15 protein-coding genes are annotated in these 15,012 nt (G+C 49.6%); 9 read left to right on the top strand and 6 right to left on the bottom strand.

Annotated elements, in window-relative coordinates; genetic code table 11:
• Window positions 1-222: 222 nt before the first annotated feature.
• Window positions 223-2,145 (bottom strand): ATP-binding cassette ATPase Uup, encoded by a 1,923-nt coding sequence (gene uup / locus HQN79_RS09885; RefSeq protein WP_173286085.1) that lies wholly within the window; start codon window positions 2,143-2,145, stop codon window positions 223-225.
• Between the two features lie 247 nt (window positions 2,146-2,392).
• Here uup and HQN79_RS09880 point away from each other — a divergent pair, with 247 nt between their 5' ends.
• Window positions 2,393-2,569 carry a DUF3012 domain-containing protein gene (locus HQN79_RS09880; RefSeq protein WP_173286083.1) on the top strand — a complete coding sequence of 59 codons (177 nt, stop codon included), beginning with the start codon at window positions 2,393-2,395 and terminating at the stop codon, window positions 2,567-2,569.
• Window positions 2,570-2,725: 156 nt separating this feature from the next.
• Here HQN79_RS09880 and HQN79_RS09875 read toward each other — a convergent pair whose 3' ends face one another.
• A complete protein-coding gene (locus HQN79_RS09875; RefSeq protein ID WP_173286081.1) occupies window positions 2,726-5,230 on the bottom strand; it encodes a bifunctional diguanylate cyclase/phosphodiesterase in 2,505 nt (834 codons plus the stop codon).
• A 3-nt stretch (window positions 5,231-5,233) separates the two neighbouring features.
• Window positions 5,234-6,232, bottom strand: coding sequence for a substrate-binding domain-containing protein (locus HQN79_RS09870; protein ID WP_173286079.1), 999 nt, complete (start codon window positions 6,230-6,232; stop codon window positions 5,234-5,236).
• Window positions 6,233-6,413: 181 nt separating this feature from the next.
• On the opposite strand from HQN79_RS09870, the gene HQN79_RS09865 reads away from it, so the two are divergent.
• From HQN79_RS09865 to HQN79_RS09850, 4 genes are all read left to right on the top strand, one after another.
• Window positions 6,414-7,844 (top strand): ATP-binding protein, encoded by a 1,431-nt coding sequence (locus tag HQN79_RS09865; RefSeq protein WP_173286060.1) that lies wholly within the window; start codon window positions 6,414-6,416, stop codon window positions 7,842-7,844.
• Window positions 7,841-8,551, top strand: a complete 711-nt coding sequence (locus tag HQN79_RS09860; RefSeq protein WP_173286058.1) for a response regulator — start codon at window positions 7,841-7,843, stop codon at window positions 8,549-8,551. Before HQN79_RS09865 ends, HQN79_RS09860 begins: the two co-directional genes overlap by 4 nt.
• A 111-nt stretch (window positions 8,552-8,662) precedes the next feature.
• Window positions 8,663-9,124 carry a hypothetical protein gene (locus HQN79_RS09855; protein WP_173286056.1) on the top strand — a complete coding sequence of 154 codons (462 nt, stop codon included), beginning with the start codon at window positions 8,663-8,665 and terminating at the stop codon, window positions 9,122-9,124.
• Between the two features lie 124 nt (window positions 9,125-9,248).
• On the top strand, window positions 9,249-9,815 hold the full coding sequence (locus tag HQN79_RS09850) for a cytochrome b (protein ID WP_173286054.1): 567 nt from the start codon (window positions 9,249-9,251) through the stop codon (window positions 9,813-9,815).
• A gap of 3 nt (window positions 9,816-9,818) precedes the next feature.
• Here HQN79_RS09850 and HQN79_RS09845 read toward each other — a convergent pair whose 3' ends face one another.
• A complete protein-coding gene (locus HQN79_RS09845) occupies window positions 9,819-10,535 on the bottom strand; it encodes a spermidine synthase (protein ID WP_173286052.1) in 717 nt (238 codons plus the stop codon).
• Between the two features lie 9 nt (window positions 10,536-10,544).
• Window positions 10,545-11,081 carry a protein disulfide oxidoreductase gene (locus tag HQN79_RS09840; RefSeq protein WP_173286050.1) on the bottom strand — a complete coding sequence of 179 codons (537 nt, stop codon included), beginning with the start codon at window positions 11,079-11,081 and terminating at the stop codon, window positions 10,545-10,547.
• Between the two features lie 79 nt (window positions 11,082-11,160).
• On the opposite strand from HQN79_RS09840, the gene HQN79_RS09835 reads away from it, so the two are divergent.
• Window positions 11,161-11,790, top strand: coding sequence for a thiopurine S-methyltransferase (locus tag HQN79_RS09835; protein ID WP_173286048.1), 630 nt, complete (start codon window positions 11,161-11,163; stop codon window positions 11,788-11,790).
• A 12-nt stretch (window positions 11,791-11,802) separates the two neighbouring features.
• Here HQN79_RS09835 and yrfG read toward each other — a convergent pair whose 3' ends face one another.
• Window positions 11,803-12,453, bottom strand: coding sequence for a GMP/IMP nucleotidase (yrfG, locus tag HQN79_RS09830; RefSeq protein WP_173286046.1), 651 nt, complete (start codon window positions 12,451-12,453; stop codon window positions 11,803-11,805).
• Window positions 12,454-12,519: 66 nt separating this feature from the next.
• Here yrfG and nudE point away from each other — a divergent pair, with 66 nt between their 5' ends.
• The 3 genes from nudE (at window position 12,520) to HQN79_RS09815 (ending at window position 14,974) form a co-directional block, all read left to right on the top strand.
• On the top strand, window positions 12,520-13,068 hold the full coding sequence (gene nudE, locus HQN79_RS09825; RefSeq protein WP_173286044.1) for an ADP compounds hydrolase NudE: 549 nt from the start codon (window positions 12,520-12,522) through the stop codon (window positions 13,066-13,068).
• Window positions 13,069-13,950, top strand: a complete 882-nt coding sequence (gene cysQ / locus HQN79_RS09820; protein ID WP_173286042.1) for a 3'(2'),5'-bisphosphate nucleotidase CysQ — start codon at window positions 13,069-13,071, stop codon at window positions 13,948-13,950.
• Between the two features lie 328 nt (window positions 13,951-14,278).
• Window positions 14,279-14,974, top strand: coding sequence for a TorF family putative porin (locus HQN79_RS09815; RefSeq protein ID WP_173286040.1), 696 nt, complete (start codon window positions 14,279-14,281; stop codon window positions 14,972-14,974).
• Window positions 14,975-15,012 lie beyond the last annotated feature (38 nt).

Genomic DNA, 15,012 nt, shown 5'->3' with positions numbered 1-15,012 from the left:
TTCACGGCCTAAAAAAGTGCGCCTAAACGCAAAAGACAGCAATGTAATTGCAGTATGAAAAAAGATAATTTAAGTCTTGGTTGCTTAAAGTTGCTGCATACCCTAACAAAGTGAAAACTCTATTTCAAGTTTCTATAGGTAAATACAATGGTTTCTAGTGTTTATGATAGGTTCTGGCTAATAGAAGGGCGGGGCGTGCAAGCCCCTTGAAAGTGTGATGTTTTATGAAATCAGAGCCTCTAACTCTTCCCAACGCTCAAAGGCAGCCTCAAGCTCGGCTTCTTTTTCCTGCAGTTTGCCCAGCACGCCTTGTATCGTCTCCTGATCCTGAGAGTAGAAATCCGGCTGGGAGATTTCTTCGTTCAGAGTCTCGATTTGTGCTTCCAGGTCTTCCAGCAATTGCGGTAGCGCGTCGTATTCGCGCTGGTCTTTGTAGCTGAGTTTTTTCTTTTGCGGCGGTTTATTTTCGCTTTTGGGCGCAGTTGGAGTCTCTGATTTTTTCTCGGTTTTCTTTTCCGGTTTTTCGGTTTTATTCTGTTCCGTATAGTGTCTCGGACGCTGGCGCAACCAGTCGTCGTAGCCGCCGACGTATTCGTTGACGTCGCCCGGCGCGTCGAAGACCAGTGAACTGGTGCAGACATTATTGAGGAATTCACGGTCGTGGCTGACGATCAGCACCGTACCCTGATAGTTCATCAACAGCTCTTCAAGCAGTTCCAGTGTTTCGACGTCCAGATCGTTGGTCGGCTCATCCAGAATCAGCAGGTTGGACGGTTTGGCAAAGACGCGCGCCAGCAGAAGTCGGTTTCGTTCCCCGCCGGAGAGCGCTTTGACCGGCTGGCGCGCTCGATCCGGGCTGAACAGGAAATCGCCCAGATAGCCCATGACATGCTTGCGTTGACCGTTGATTTCGACATGATCGCTTTCCTCGAGGACGCTTTCGATGACCGGCAACTCTTCATTCAACTGCGCACGATGCTGGTCGAAGTACGCGATTTTAAGGTTGGTACCGAGTTTGATCGAACCTTCCTGAGGTTCCAGTTTGCCAAGCAGCAAATTGATCAGCGTGGATTTACCGCAGCCGTTTTCACCGATAATGCCGACCTTGTCTCCGCGCATTATCACGCTCGACAAGCCGTTAACGATCGGTTTATTCGGATAGTTGAAGCCCAGCTCTTTGATTTCGATAACCTGTTTTCCGGAGGTGTCGGCAATATTGGTCTGCAGATTGGCTTTGCCTTGCTGCGAACGGCGCGCCTTATGTTCCTCGCGCAGTTGCTTCAGGGCACGTACGCGACCTTCGTTGCGGGTACGACGCGCTTTGATTCCCTGACGTATCCAGGCTTCTTCCTGAGCCAGTTTCTTGTCGAATTCGGCATTCTGTTTGGCTTCCGCCTCAAGCCATTCGGCCTTGCGTTCAAGATAGGTATGGTAATCGCATTCCCAGTTGGAGAGTTTTCCGCGATCCAGTTCGACGATGCGGTTGGCCAGCGCCTGCAGGAACGAACGATCGTGGGTAATGAAAACCAGTGCGCAGCGCATCGAGGTCAAAAAGTTTTCCATCCATTGGATTGAAGGGATGTCCAGGTGGTTAGTCGGTTCGTCGAGCAGCAGAATGTCCGGTTCCTGAACCAGGGCTTTAGCGAGCAGGACGCGGCGTTTCATTCCGCCTGAAAGGGTTGAGAATTCGACATCGGCCGGCAGACCGAGTTTGGATATGACGGTATCGACTTTTTGATTCAACTCCCAGCCGTTTTTGGCATCGATTTCCTGTTGTACCTGGGTGAAATGCGCCAAAACCTCGTCGGAGTAATCCTGCTCCATTTTGACACTCAATTTATGGAATTTATCCAGCAGCGGAGCGATGTCGCCGAGTCCCTGGGCGATGATATGGAATACCGAACCATGGGTGTCGTGCGGTACTTCCTGTTGTAATTTGGCGATATGCACGCCATCCTGCACGATGCGCGTTCCGTCGTCCGGCGGAATAATGCCTTCAATGACCTTGAGCAGAGTGGATTTGCCTTCGCCGTTTCGTCCGACAATACAGACACGGTCGTTCGGTTCGATCTGCAGACTGACTTTGTCGAGTAGCGGCGCCGAGCCGAAGCTGAGTTGAATATCGCGTAGAAACAGCAGTGCCATACAAATACCTTAGTGCTCAATAAAGAATTTGCAGATTATAAACCTTGTATTGCGTCGAGTGCAGAGGATTCGATTTGTCCGGCTTCTTTTGCGGAAACGGAAACGGGAATGGATCTGTCGCGGAAAAACAGTGTCCATGCGGTTTTTAGGGATATGATTTTGCGAAGTTTTATGCGGATAGTGATAGCATATTTTCAAGCGGAGTGGACGGTCGTCTCCGCCGGTGTATTTACATAGAGGAAAGAAAATGAAAAAAAGTTTCTATTTAACGGTTTTGCTGAGTGGACTGATTCTTGGTGGCTGTTCGGCTGAAGTCGGTAGTCAGGCCTGGTGTGAAGAGATGGATCAGAAGCCGAAAGGGGAGTGGTCTGCAAACGAAGCGAAATCCTACGCTGAAAACTGCATTTTCAGATCAAAAGAATAATTGCTCCCGAGCATTCTTTTTGGCGTCTTTCCGGAAGCGGACTCTGCTCCGGGAGACGTTGTTTCCGCTTCGCCGATTGCGCTTTTTAAAACTTCGCTTGCCTCGGTTTATTTTTGATTTATCTTTTTGACAGAGCGCTCAGCCGTTTCAGTGTCATTACCCTTTATCTTCCGCGAACGCTTCGGAGCGGAATTGGCTCAGATAGTCTTTGATCTTATCGGCAGGCATCGGTTTGGCAAAATAGTAGCCTTGGAAGTTCGAGCAGCCCTGCTCACTCAAAAAACGAACCTGTTCTTCGTTTTCGGTACCCTCGGCCAGAATATCCAGCTTCAGACTCTTCGCCAGAGCGATAATCGCACCGGTAATGGCAGCATCCTCTTTGTCGTCCGGCAGGTCGCGTACGAAGGACTGGTCGATTTTCAGTTTGGAGATCGGCAGTCGTTTCAGGTACGACAGTGACGAGTAGCCGGTTCCGAAATCATCCAGAGAGAGGGTGATGCCAAGCTGATCGATCTGTTTCAGGAGCTGGATCGACTGCTGAGGATTATTCATCAGCTCGCCCTCGGTCACTTCAAGTTCCAGGCACCGAGCCTGACAGTTGGAATCGGTAATCAACCATTTGAGGAATTCGACAAAGTCTTCGCGCTGCAACTGTTTGATATTCAGGTTCATCGAAAGACGACCCGGTTCCAATCCCTGTTTATGCCAGCCGGCAAAGTCCTGAACGGCTTTTTTCATGACATGGCGGTCAAGCTCGACAATCACCCCGGTGCTGGACGCTACCGGAATAAATTTCGCCGGAGGAATAAAGCCGAGTTCCGGATGATTCCATCTGACCAAAGCCTCCATGCCGATAATTTTGCGGTTGCTAAAATCGATCTGCGGTTGGTAATAGACCACGAACTCGTCGTTCTGTATTCCGGAGCGGATATTGGCTTCCATATTCAAACGGTCGAAAGCTTCTTCGGTCATCTCCCGTGAATAATACTGGAAGTTGTTACGCCCCTGATTCTTGGCGCGGTACATGGCGGCATCGGCATTTTTCAGCAGATCGGTCGGGTTGTCGCCGTTTTCTGGATAGATGCTGATACCTATACTGCAGCCGAGATGAAGCTCATGGTTACGCACGAGGATCGGCTGATTGAGATCTTTAACGATTTTTTCCGCCAGGATCGAGGCGTGCTGTTCCTGTTTAAGCTCTTCAATCAGGATTGTGAACTCATCGCCGCCCAGACGGGCGAAAGTATCGCCGGAGCGGATCAGCTTTTTGAGATGTTCGGAAACCGCTTTGAGCACTTCGTCGCCGATATCGTGCCCCAGAGAGTCATTGATCTCTTTGAAGTTATCGAGATCGATAAAGAAGACGGCCAGTTTCTCGGAATTTCTCTGTGATTTCTTGATGGCCTGTTCGAGCCGGTCATAAAACAGACTGCGGTTGGCTAGACCGGTCAGCGGGTCGTGGCTGGCGTAATACTGCAGAATGTTTTTCTGTTCCTGCAGCTCTTCCTGCTGTTGTATCGCTTTGGTGATGTCCGAGTTAAAACCGACAAAACGGACTGCCTCGCCGTTTTCGTCAAACAGGGCTTTGCCCCGCGAACTGATCCAGCGCCATTCGCCTTGTTTGGTCCGCATGCGGAAGGTGCTTTCGTAGGTTTTGTCGCCTTTACCTTTCAGGTATTGGTTAATGTGATAACTCATCTTATCCAGGTCGTCGGGGTGGATAAGTTGCATCCAGGCATCAGGTGTTGAATCCAGCTCTTCCGGCTCGTAGCCGAGCATATTGGCGAAGCGCTCCGAGAAGTAGATGTCATTCTCTTTGATAAGCCAGTCCCAAAGCCCGTCGCGAGAGCCGTCAATGGCAAGTTGGAAGCGGTTGGTCGCAGCTTTTAGTGCCTCTTGTTGTTGCAGCAGCTGGCCCTGTGAGGCTTTGATGGCGCCGACCATGTGATTAAGGGTTCGGCCCAGCGTCTGGATCTCGTTAGGCCCTTTGATCGGTACAAAGTGTTTCGGCAGGCCGTCGGAATCCCGGTGGGAAATAGTTTCGATAATCTCCGTCAGCGGGCGCAAAAGCTGCATGCGCATCATAATAAACAGGGTGGTGACCAGCAAAAGCGAAATTGCCAAGGCGCTGAGCAGGTTATCGATCAACAGACCGTCCAGACGTTTTTTCAGTTCGTTATCGGAGATATACACCGTGATAGTGCCAAGCGGGTTTTCTTGCGCATCGGTCAGATTTTTTTTCAGAGAAAAATAGGCCTCGCGCAGTTGCTGATTCTGGAGACTGTTGTCAGGGTCGTATTCGACGACTTCTCCTTTCGGGTTGCGAATATAACCTTTGTAATAAACCGCCTCTCCGAGGAGAGCGCTCATATTGCTGTCCTGGATAATCATCGCAAAGAGGCCGTTGTGTTCGATTTCGTTATGAATGATTTTGCTGTATTCGTTGACCGAGTAGGAAGCGATCATGTCGGTAATATGATCTTCGGCGGCGATCATGGTGCGATGCGCGTTTTCCTTGATTTCGAGATCGAGACGCTGTTTCTCGCCCTGGTAGGCAAAAAAAGTCGTGACGGCCATGACCAGTAGCACCGAGGCGATAATGATCAGTCCGGATCTCAGATAGATCGAGTTGTTTTTGATCGGTTTGGATTTCACGTTCACAGGTTACTTCAGTATTCCCAGTACATTTCGTTCAATAGTCGACTGCATTTTATCGATGTTCGCAGTGGAAATCGGTAAGACGGAAAGTTTAATCTCTTTCTCGACCTTTTTCCCATGTAAAAAATTATCCAATACCGAAACGGCCGTGGCGCCCATTAAAAACGGCTGCTGCATGGCGGAGCCGATCAGGACGCCTTGCGGGATCAATTCCAGAAACTCCGGTTCGGCGTCGAAAGTCAGCAATAGAATTTCGCCTTCTCTACCGCTGTCACGTATTGCGTCCAGAGCTCCCCGGTAACGATTGGAGCCCTGAAGCCAGATCGCTTTCAGATCCGGGGTCTGTTTGATTAGTTCGATGCTGTAGTCATAGGTTTCCTGATAGGAGAAGGTAATCTGCTGTTTGAGACCGCCGCCTTTAATACCGGCTTCTTCCAACGCTTTCAGGAATCCGGCGGTTCGGCTTTTTCCGTTTTCTCTCGATTGCGGAATTGCGATGATACCGACACTGCCGTTTTGCCAGCCGAGAGCGTGCATCTTTTCGGTCAACACCTGTCCGATCTGGTAGGCGCCCTGAAAATTATCCGAAGAGATATAGCTGACGTAGTCGCCACTTTCGGTTCCGATGTCCGAGATAACAACCGGAATGCCGGCTTTGCGGGCGAATTCGAGAATGGTGACGCAAGCGGAAGAGTTGGTTGGCGAAACAATGATTCCGGAAACATTCTGTTTAATGGCTTGGAGGGTGTTTTTCAGTTCGCGTTTAGCTTCGTTGTGCGCGCTGTATATCTCTAGCTGATAGCCAAGCGTTCGCGCCTGCTCCTGAATGCCTCGGCTCATGATCTCCCAGAAAGGAATATGGATATCGGAGACCAGATAAGCGAGCTTCGGAGCCTTGTCCGAATCGGAATGTTCTTCAGCTCCCGGGTTCGCCTGTGCCAAATTGAGCGGGTTAAAAAGGATGATAGTCAGAATGGCGTAGAATAAATGTGAAAATCGTTTCATGGAATCGCGGACTCTTTGATGCCTGCTGTGAATTATTAGGAATGGATCAATCTGGTTATGAGTATAGCAGTTTATGGTTCGGGATTAAGCTGAGTTCGCCTCGGTTCGGGTTGCATATTTTTTGCAATTTTGCCTGTCGATTTTACGGTAAAGTAACCGAAATAGTGCCAAAGGGAAGGCTATGGGGATTCGTTTAAAACTGGTCGGTTTTCTGCTGCTGTTCGGGTTTGTCATTCTCGGGGCGCTTTTGTGGAGCAATCAATATGTGCTGCACAAGACGATTCTGCACTATGTGGATCAAAGAGATCAGCAGCGGTTGGAACGTCTGAAAAACAATCTGGAAGTCTATCTGCAATATGAATCGACCGAAGAGGTCGATGATCTTCCTCTTGCAAACTGGCAGCGGCTGCTGCACCTTTCGCATCGTATCGATTTAAGTCAAAACCCGGCCATATTGCCGTTTATTCTCAAACGCGAGCCGAGAAGACGTCCGTATGCGCCGGATGCATTCGAAGAGCGTGTCAGTTTGATGAGCAGCGACGGACAGATGGTTCTCGGTCCGAAAATGACAAAAGCCTGCATGCGCCTCCCGGTCTATGTGAACGATAAAGTTGTTGCGCAGATCGGTTATCACCCCTTGCGTGAATTGATCGAGCAGGCCGATATCGAGTTTGCCCAGACGCAATTCAAGATTCTAACGCTGGGCGCAGTTCTGATTACCTTGCTGGTTCTGATTATTCTGTGGCCGCTGGCTAACCATTTTCTGGTGCCGATCCGTGAACTGACCGGGTCGGTTCGCGCTCTGGCGCAAGGAGATTATCAGAAACGCACCAAGGTCAGTCGCTCGGACGAGTTCGGCGCTTTGCAAAGAGATTTCAACCATCTTGCCAATACTTTGCAGGCTTCTCTGCAGAGCCGTAATCAGTGGGTTGCCGATATTTCACACGAACTGCGCACGCCTTTGACGGTACTGAAAGGCTCCATTGAGGCCATGCGCGACGGTATCCGCCCGATGGATGATAAAAGTTTGCACAACCTGCACCAGGAAGTGGAGTTGTTGCAGCATTTGATCGAAGATCTTTATCAACTGAGTTTGAGCGATGTCGGTGCCTTGCAGTATGTGATGCAGACGGTGGATCTGACGCAGTTGATCCATATGGTGTCGGCGAATTATCGTGCCAAGGCGCAAGCCAAGGGCGTTGCATTCCAGTTGCATGTTCCAGAGTCGCTGAAGGCTTTGGTGCATGGTGATGAAAAGCGCCTGACGCAGATGTTGAGTAACCTGCTGCATAATGCCGTGGCTTATACCGATTCCACGCGCAGCAACGGCGCTCAAGGGGGGATTGAATTATCGCTGCAGGAAGAAAATCGAAACTGGCTGATACTCGTGAAAGATTCGGAACCGGGCGTCGAAACGGAGGACTTGCAGAAACTGACCGAACGTTTCTTCCGTACCGATCCGTCGCGTAATCGCCGCTCTGGAGGCGCCGGGTTGGGGTTGGCGATGGTCAGTCGAATCGTTGACGCGCATAGCGGGTCACTAGAGTTCACCGCCTCTGAATCAGGTGGTTTGCAAGTTGCGGTGAGATTGCCGAAAAAGGAGCATGGATGAGCCGAGAGAGAATCGTCATCGTCGAAGATGAAGTCAAAATTGCCGAAATTTTAATCGAGTATCTGCACAGTTTCGGCTATGAGACGCAGTATTTTGACCGTGGCGCGGAAGTGGTGCCATGGCTCAAGGATAATCCGGCCGACTGCGTTATTCTGGATATCATGCTACCGGATAGCGACGGCATTGAACTTTGTCAGCAGATTCGCGCTTTCAGCCAGATACCGATTATGATGTTGACCGCCAGAGTCGAAGAAGTTGACCGGATTCTCGGCTTGGAGATGGGGGCGGATGATTATATCTGCAAACCGTTCAGTCCGCGCGAAGTGGTTGCTCGTGTCAAAGCGCTCCTGCGTCGCGCCAAACCGGTCGGCGAGCCCCCTCAGGATAACGGTTGGATTCTGGATGGCGAGCGTTATCAGGTTCGTTATCAGGGCAATAAAGTGGATCTGTCGGCAGTGGAGTTTGAGATTCTGCGTACCTTGTCTCAGGCGCAGGGACGAATTTTTTCCCGGGCTCAGCTGATCGACAGCATTTATCACGACCACCGGATCGTCTCTGACCGTACCATCGACAGCCATATTAAAAAGCTGCGTCAGAAGTTGAATGCGGCTTTAGGGGAAAATGATTGGATTCAGTCAGTTTACGGCGTCGGTTACAAGTTTGCCGCGAATGCTTTTGCGGAGGATGTCTCTCCGAGCGATGCATAATCTTGCACAGCTTCTCTTTTTCCTTGCATAAAGTTTGCACGATTCGATTGCATACTGAACACAACCCGAAGCAAACCCTTCGGTTTCAATGAATGGTTCAGGAGAATGACAATGAAAAAAGTAGCATCTATTATCGGTATCGTTGCTCTAAGTGGTATTACGACATTGGCTTTTGCCGGCAACGGAGACTTCTGTCAGAACAAAGGAATGTACAAAGGCGAAGGCAGTTATGGTCATTCGCAATGCATGAAGCATAAACATAACCGTCTGCAGGACGCCGCTCGTAAAGGCTGTTATGGCGGTGGAATGCAAAAAGGGCATTTTCAAAACAAAGCCATGAGTGCTGAAAAACGCGAAGCTTTGATGCAGCTGAAAGTGGAAAACCGGATCGAGCGCATGACCCAAAAACTGGATTTAAGCAAGCAGCAGCAGGATGCGATTCGTAAGGTACTGATGCAAAAACAACAGAACATGCAACAGATGCGTCAGCAGACACGCCAGCAGGTACATAAGCTGTTGACGGACGAACAGCGCGCCAAGTTACCGCAGCGAGCATTTGGTCCAGCAGCTTAAGTTTGTAGGATTAATCGGCGACCGTCAGCAGACATAATAAAAATTTCATAATCAACGGCCGCCGTTTCCTAAAATGTTCAAAGCGCTTTTATTATGATCAGCTCACCGCTCTCAGGAGGATTAAATGGATACAAAACAACAACTCAGCAGACAGACTCTCTTTCTTCATTGGGTCGTCGCTTTCGGAATGATTGCGATGTTGGCCTCCGGCGTCTATATGGACGAAGCGGAGGTTTTTGCACTCTATCCGTGGCATAAGTCGTTCGGAGTTTTGCTGCTGGCCTTCATTTTGTGGCGTATCTACTGGCGAGTGAAAAACGGTTGGCTTGAGCCGGTTCGCGAGTACAAACCTCTGGAAATCACTTTATCTAAAGTTGTTCACTGGGTGTTGATTGTTGGGACGGTTCTGATGCCGATTTCGGGTATGATGATGTCCGGGCTGGGCGGCCATGGTATTCCATTTTTCGGACTGGAATTGCTGGCCAGAAACCCGGATCCGCAAAACCCGCAGGAAGTCATTGCGTTGAATGCAACTCTGGCCGGTTTAGGCAAGACATTGCACGGGCTGGGCGGTAATCTGATTATTTTGGCCGTGGTTCTGCACATTGCAGGGGCTTTGAAACATCACTTTATCGACAAGGACGCCACTTTAAAACGCATGACAGGCCAGCGTTTGTCGGATAACGACTGAGAATTAAAAATCCAGACACAAAATCAGATTGCTGGTCGAATGCATCAGATACTGGTTTTGTGTTTTATGGGTTTCTTCTCTCTGCCAATAGGCGAGGATTTCCGCACTCTGTTCAGTGTTTTCCCTTTCTCTGCCCGGTTCGATACGGTTCCATAAATTGAAAATCAAGCGGCCTCCGGGTTTCAGACAGCGGCTAATCGCCTGATGAAAAGAAGAGGAACTCAGTTCGGAAGGCAGTCCCTCGGCATCGAAAATGTCGATCAGGATGGCATCGTACTTAAAAATTGCGTCGCTTTCGCACTCGTCGGCTAATTCCTGAATGTATTTAATCGCATCGGCTTGTACCGCTTCGATTTCCGGAGCATCCGGCAAACCGAAAAATTTATAAGCAATATCGATCACGATCTGGCGCAGTTCGACTATTGTCATTTGCAGATTTGGTAGGCTGTGATAAAGGTGGTGCGCCATGGTGCCGCCGCCCATGCCGAGCATCAATACCCGATAGTTTTTGGGCTGTTTACGGGCTTGGAAATGTTCGTTGACCAGCGCGATCATTTTCTGCTGGTATTCGAAGTTCAAGGTCATGGGCGCGTTGCGGAAAATGCAGCTTTGCTCGACAGGTGAGTCGAAGTGCAGTTTGCGGGTAGTGCGATTTTCGACAACCTGAACCAGGCCGTACTCGTCGCGCGCCGTATGGATAATCATGCCGTTAAATTTCATATGAATGCTCTAGAGTCCTGCCCACCAGAGACGAAAGCGCAGACCGATGGAACTGGTCAGTCCGACTTCGACAAAGGCGATTTCGCCGTTCGGGGAAATGACAAAATCCGCCGGTACCGCTTTGGCGCCGAACTGCGCAGCGAGCGCGCCGTCCAGATCGTTAACCAGATAGTCGGCGTTCATCTCGTGCTGGCGGGCATAACTCAGAAGCTGCTCGTCATCGCCGGACTGGGTGGCAATACTGATTACTTTGTAATCGGCGGCAATATCCTCAATGCCGTCACGGCTGAATTTGCAGATCGGACACCAGGTAGCCCAGATGTGAATCAGTACCACTTCGCCTTCGGCATTCATTTTCTGCAGGTCCAGCGTTTGTCCGTTCAGGCTGGTCAGTTGCAGTTTCGGCGCCTGACCTTCGAGGACGTCACCTTGCATAAACGGGCGCAATGCCAAAAAGACGGTGACGAAAACCAAAACCGTTAACAGGTTCTTGAACCAGGCTTTATGCCAGAGTTTTGAGCTTTTAGCGTTTTGCGTCTGTTCCATCGCCGATCCTTGTAAAATATGGCACAATTTTGCGCGCTTATTATAAACGCATACGCAGCAAGTTATCAGGGAGTACGCAGTGCAGGCGGATTTTTGGCACGAGATGTGGGAAAGCGGAGTTGTTGGCTTTCATCAGAAAGAGATTAATCGTTTTTTACGGGATTTTTGGCCCAAGTTAGGTTTGCGCGGAGACGAGCAGGTGTTGGTGCCGCTGTGCGGAAAAACGCTGGATATGCTTTGGATTCGTGACTTAGGGCATGATGTTATCGGTGTAGAGTTGTCGCAGAAGGCTTTAGACGAATTTCTGCAGGAAAATAACCTGGCGGCTCGGCCGGTGCCGCACGATTGTTTCTGTGGTTATGAGCTGGAGCAGATGACGCTTTTGTGCGGTGATTTTTTCAGTTTGACGGCCGAGGACTGCAAAGCGGTCGGCGCGGTCTATGATCGAGCGGCAATTGTTGCTCTGCCTCCGCAGATGCGCCTCGAGTATGCGCAGCACTTGCAACGGATTTTGCCGAAAGGGGTACCGTTTTTAATGGTGGTTATGGAATATGATCAGTCTTCGATGGCCGGTCCGCCGTTTTCAGTGAGCGAGCAGGAAGTCCGCCAGCTGTTCGGCGGTTTTTCTTCGATTGAGGTTGTCGATCAGGAGGTTTTCGAGCGTAAAGGCAATCGTGTGGTCGAGAAGGTGCTGATTCTTCGCCTCTGAGCGGATTTGTGTTCAGCGCGGCATGATTTCCGAGTATTTTTCAAAATGCGCAAAGCCTTGTGGGTCGATCTTGTCCAGTTTCGGGCTGACATGAGTCGCGCACAGCGGGAAAGCGATACCATATTCCCTGGCAGTTTGCAGCGCATGCAGGTTATCGTCAATCAGTAGCGTTCTCTCTGGATCATACGGCTGAACATGCTGGATCTCGCTCCAGATGCGGATGTCCTCTTTTGGAATGCCGAAGTCATGTGCCGAGATCAAATGATCGAAGTACTGACCGATTTCGGTCATCTCGAGTTTAATGGCCAGGCTGTCACGGTGCGCATTGGTGACCATGACGACGGTTTTGCCATGCTGGCGCAAAGCGGCCAGAAAATCGATGACTTCCGGGTGAACCTTGATCTGATCTTTGAATTCTCGTTTCAATTCGGCAATATTGAGATTCAGCGTTTCGCTCCAGTAGTCCAAGCAGTACCAGTTCAAGGTTCCGGTCTGCGAGTGAATCTGCTGGTGAATCTGCTCTTTGGCCTGTTCGATGGAGAGATGGTTCTGATGTGCGTAGGCTTCGGGCACGCTTTCCATCCAAAAGTGATAATCGAAGTGCAGATCCAGCAAGGTGCCGTCCATGTCCAGCAAAACGGTGTCGATCTGGTTCCAGTTCATTGGCAAGCCTTTCCCCTTTAGCGTATGATTATTTGATCGTTAATATCTAAAGCCTGACGAGGTTGTATGAGTCAAAAACTGCCCTCTATTCTAGCGGAAAAAATCGCGGCCAAGTCGCGGATTTTTACGGTTCAATCGCAGCATCTGGCGTTTTCGAACGGCGCGGAAGTAGTCTATGAACGCCTGCTTGCCGGCGATGGCGGAGCGGTATTGATCGTGCCGGTTCTGGAAGACGGAACTTTACTGTTGATTCGCGAGTTTGGTGCCGGTGTCGGGCGTTATGAACTTGGTTTTCCGAAAGGTAAGATTGATCCGGGTGAAGGTTGGAAAGAGGCTGCGATAAGAGAAAGCCAGGAAGAGATCAGTCATCTTCCGAAAAAGGTCGAGTTGCTGGACAGTGTCAGTCTGGCGGCCGGTTATATGACGCATCAGACACATATAGTGTTGGCGACTGATCTTCACCCTTCCGAAGCGCCAGGCGATGAGCCGGAGCCGTTGGAAGTCGTTCCGTGGCATCTGGATGACTGGCAGGAATTGGTTGCCCATCCGGACTTTTCCGAAGGACGCGCTTATGCAGCACTTTTATTGGTTCTGAAACATCTGGGGAAAATTTAAATGCAACAGTCTGCGATTACGTTGACCCAGCTTCAACAATGGCTTCCGGAAGTGTGTCGGATCGCTTTGAATGCCGGTTTGGAAATTTCCAGAATGTACCGGGATAACCGGGAATTGGCTGTCGAGCATAAAAAGGATGGAACACCGGTTACCGAAGTCGACCGCTATGCCGACAATCTGATTTTTCAAGCCTTGCAGAAACTGACTCCGGATATCCCTTTGGTGACCGAGGAAAGTGTTTCCCGTTTTCCGTTCGAGGAGCGACGCCACTGGCCGATATTCTGGCTGGTCGATCCTCTGGATGGAACGAAAGAGTTTATTGCCGGTACCGGTGAATACAGCGTTAACATTGCTTTGATTGTCGAGCATCATCCTGTTCTTGGTGTGGTCTTCGGCCCAGAAGTGGGGACGCTTTATTATGCGCTTCGTGAAGAGGCATGCGCCTATAAACTGCCGCTGGATATTTATCAGCAGGATATGGATAACCTGAATATGGGAGATCTGTTGTCCGCAGCCGAGCCGATCGAAGCGGCTCGCTTAAGCGAGGAAGAAGTGACTAAAGTCGCCGTCAGTCGTCGCCATGGAGGAAGAACCCAGCAGTTTATGGCGGAGTTGGGTAGCAATGAAACCGTCAAAATGGGCTCGGCATTAAAAACCTGTCTGGTCGCGGAGGGCAAGGCTCATGTCTATCCTCGCTTCGGTCCGACCTCTCTGTGGGATACGGCGGCCTCGCAAGCCATCCTGGAGGCTGCCGGAGGCGCGGTGTTAAATGCCGCCGGTCACCCTCTGGAATATGTGCAAACGCCAACCCTGTTAAATCCTTTCTTTATTTCGGTCTGCCAGAAAGATTACCCGTGGCCAGCCATTCCTGAAGTTATGTAAAAGCTCAAATTACGCGTTCTTGTTAAAAAAGCCTCCGGCAAGCACCGGAGGCTTTTTTGTTTTCGGGCTGCAAATACCGCCATTTCCCAACACTTTGTCGCCTGCTTTGTAGGGGATTGAAGTGAATCCTTATTGCACCAAGTAGTGTCTTTTGACGTTTCTTTTTGGTGCTCTTGTAAGCTTGGTAAAAACCTTGTTTTTTGGTAATAAATTTTAAGTGATTGAAATATAAGATTTATTTATTTTTTGGCCTATATCGGGTTAATAGGGTTTGTGAAATTAATTTGCTTTTTTATAACAACTCAAACCCGTCTTGGAGATTTAATAGATGAAAAAATCACTACAACTAAAACCACTTCTTCTGTCACTTGCTGTTGCTGGTTCTGCAGCTATGGCGGTAACACCTGCATCAGTTCAAGCGGGTGAGATTTCTTATAACGCAGCAGTAAGTAACATGTATCTGTGGCGTGGTCTACAGATCAGTGAGAGTGCTGGTACTGTTTTTGGTGGAGCCGATTATTCTCATGAATCAGGTTTGTATCTAGGTACTTGGACTTCTTCTGAAGGTGCTTCTGGAAGTACTGAGTTCGATGTTTACGGTGGTTATGCACCAACTTTCGGTGATGTTTCTTTGAATATCGGTTATGCCGCTTATTTCTATCCTGCAGCAGCTGGTTCAAGCTATGATCGCGATCCAGACGTGAATGGTGATGTGAACTTGATCTCTGAATATGTTCTTGGTCTAGGTTATAAAGATTTCTCTGCAACTGTATATATCAATACAGAGACTGATGATGCAGATAACTACAAGTACGTTTCTCTAGATTACGGAATGGGAGCGATCGGTCTTCATTACGGTACAACTCTGTCAGATAACGACGCAGCTGAATACAGCGATGTAAACATCAGCTATGCGGCAACTGACAACCTAAGCTTCAAAGTGAGCAAGGCGTTCGGTGATGCGGTAGACGATACTGCACTAGAGAAGCCTCTGTTGCAACTTACTTACGGCTTTACTTTCTAATCTGACGTTTGTCAGCCTAGTTTAGGAAAAAAGGGGCT

It is taken from the genome of Thiomicrorhabdus xiamenensis, from assembly GCF_013282625.1.
Classification (GTDB): Bacteria; Pseudomonadota; Gammaproteobacteria; order Thiomicrospirales; family Thiomicrospiraceae; genus Thiomicrorhabdus; species Thiomicrorhabdus xiamenensis.
The sequence above is the reverse complement of the archived record's forward strand: the minus strand, read 5'-3'. Positions and strand labels throughout refer to the sequence as shown.

Coding starts and splice junctions, on each gene's coding strand:
- uup (WP_173286085.1), bottom strand. CDS start 2,145: ATGGCACTGCTGTTTCTACGCGATATTCAACTCAGCTTCGGCTCGGCG.
- HQN79_RS09880 (WP_173286083.1), top strand. CDS start 2,393: ATGAAAAAAAGTTTCTATTTAACGGTTTTGCTGAGTGGACTGATTCTT.
- HQN79_RS09870 (WP_173286079.1), bottom strand. CDS start 6,232: ATGAAACGATTTTCACATTTATTCTACGCCATTCTGACTATCATCCTT.
- HQN79_RS09865 (WP_173286060.1), top strand. CDS start 6,414: ATGGGGATTCGTTTAAAACTGGTCGGTTTTCTGCTGCTGTTCGGGTTT.
- HQN79_RS09860 (WP_173286058.1), top strand. CDS start 7,841: ATGAGCCGAGAGAGAATCGTCATCGTCGAAGATGAAGTCAAAATTGCC.
- HQN79_RS09855 (WP_173286056.1), top strand. CDS start 8,663: ATGAAAAAAGTAGCATCTATTATCGGTATCGTTGCTCTAAGTGGTATT.
- HQN79_RS09850 (WP_173286054.1), top strand. CDS start 9,249: ATGGATACAAAACAACAACTCAGCAGACAGACTCTCTTTCTTCATTGG.
- HQN79_RS09845 (WP_173286052.1), bottom strand. CDS start 10,535: ATGAAATTTAACGGCATGATTATCCATACGGCGCGCGACGAGTACGGC.
- HQN79_RS09840 (WP_173286050.1), bottom strand. CDS start 11,081: ATGGAACAGACGCAAAACGCTAAAAGCTCAAAACTCTGGCATAAAGCC.
- yrfG (WP_173286046.1), bottom strand. CDS start 12,453: ATGAACTGGAACCAGATCGACACCGTTTTGCTGGACATGGACGGCACC.
- nudE (WP_173286044.1), top strand. CDS start 12,520: ATGAGTCAAAAACTGCCCTCTATTCTAGCGGAAAAAATCGCGGCCAAG.
- cysQ (WP_173286042.1), top strand. CDS start 13,069: ATGCAACAGTCTGCGATTACGTTGACCCAGCTTCAACAATGGCTTCCG.
- HQN79_RS09815 (WP_173286040.1), top strand. CDS start 14,279: ATGAAAAAATCACTACAACTAAAACCACTTCTTCTGTCACTTGCTGTT.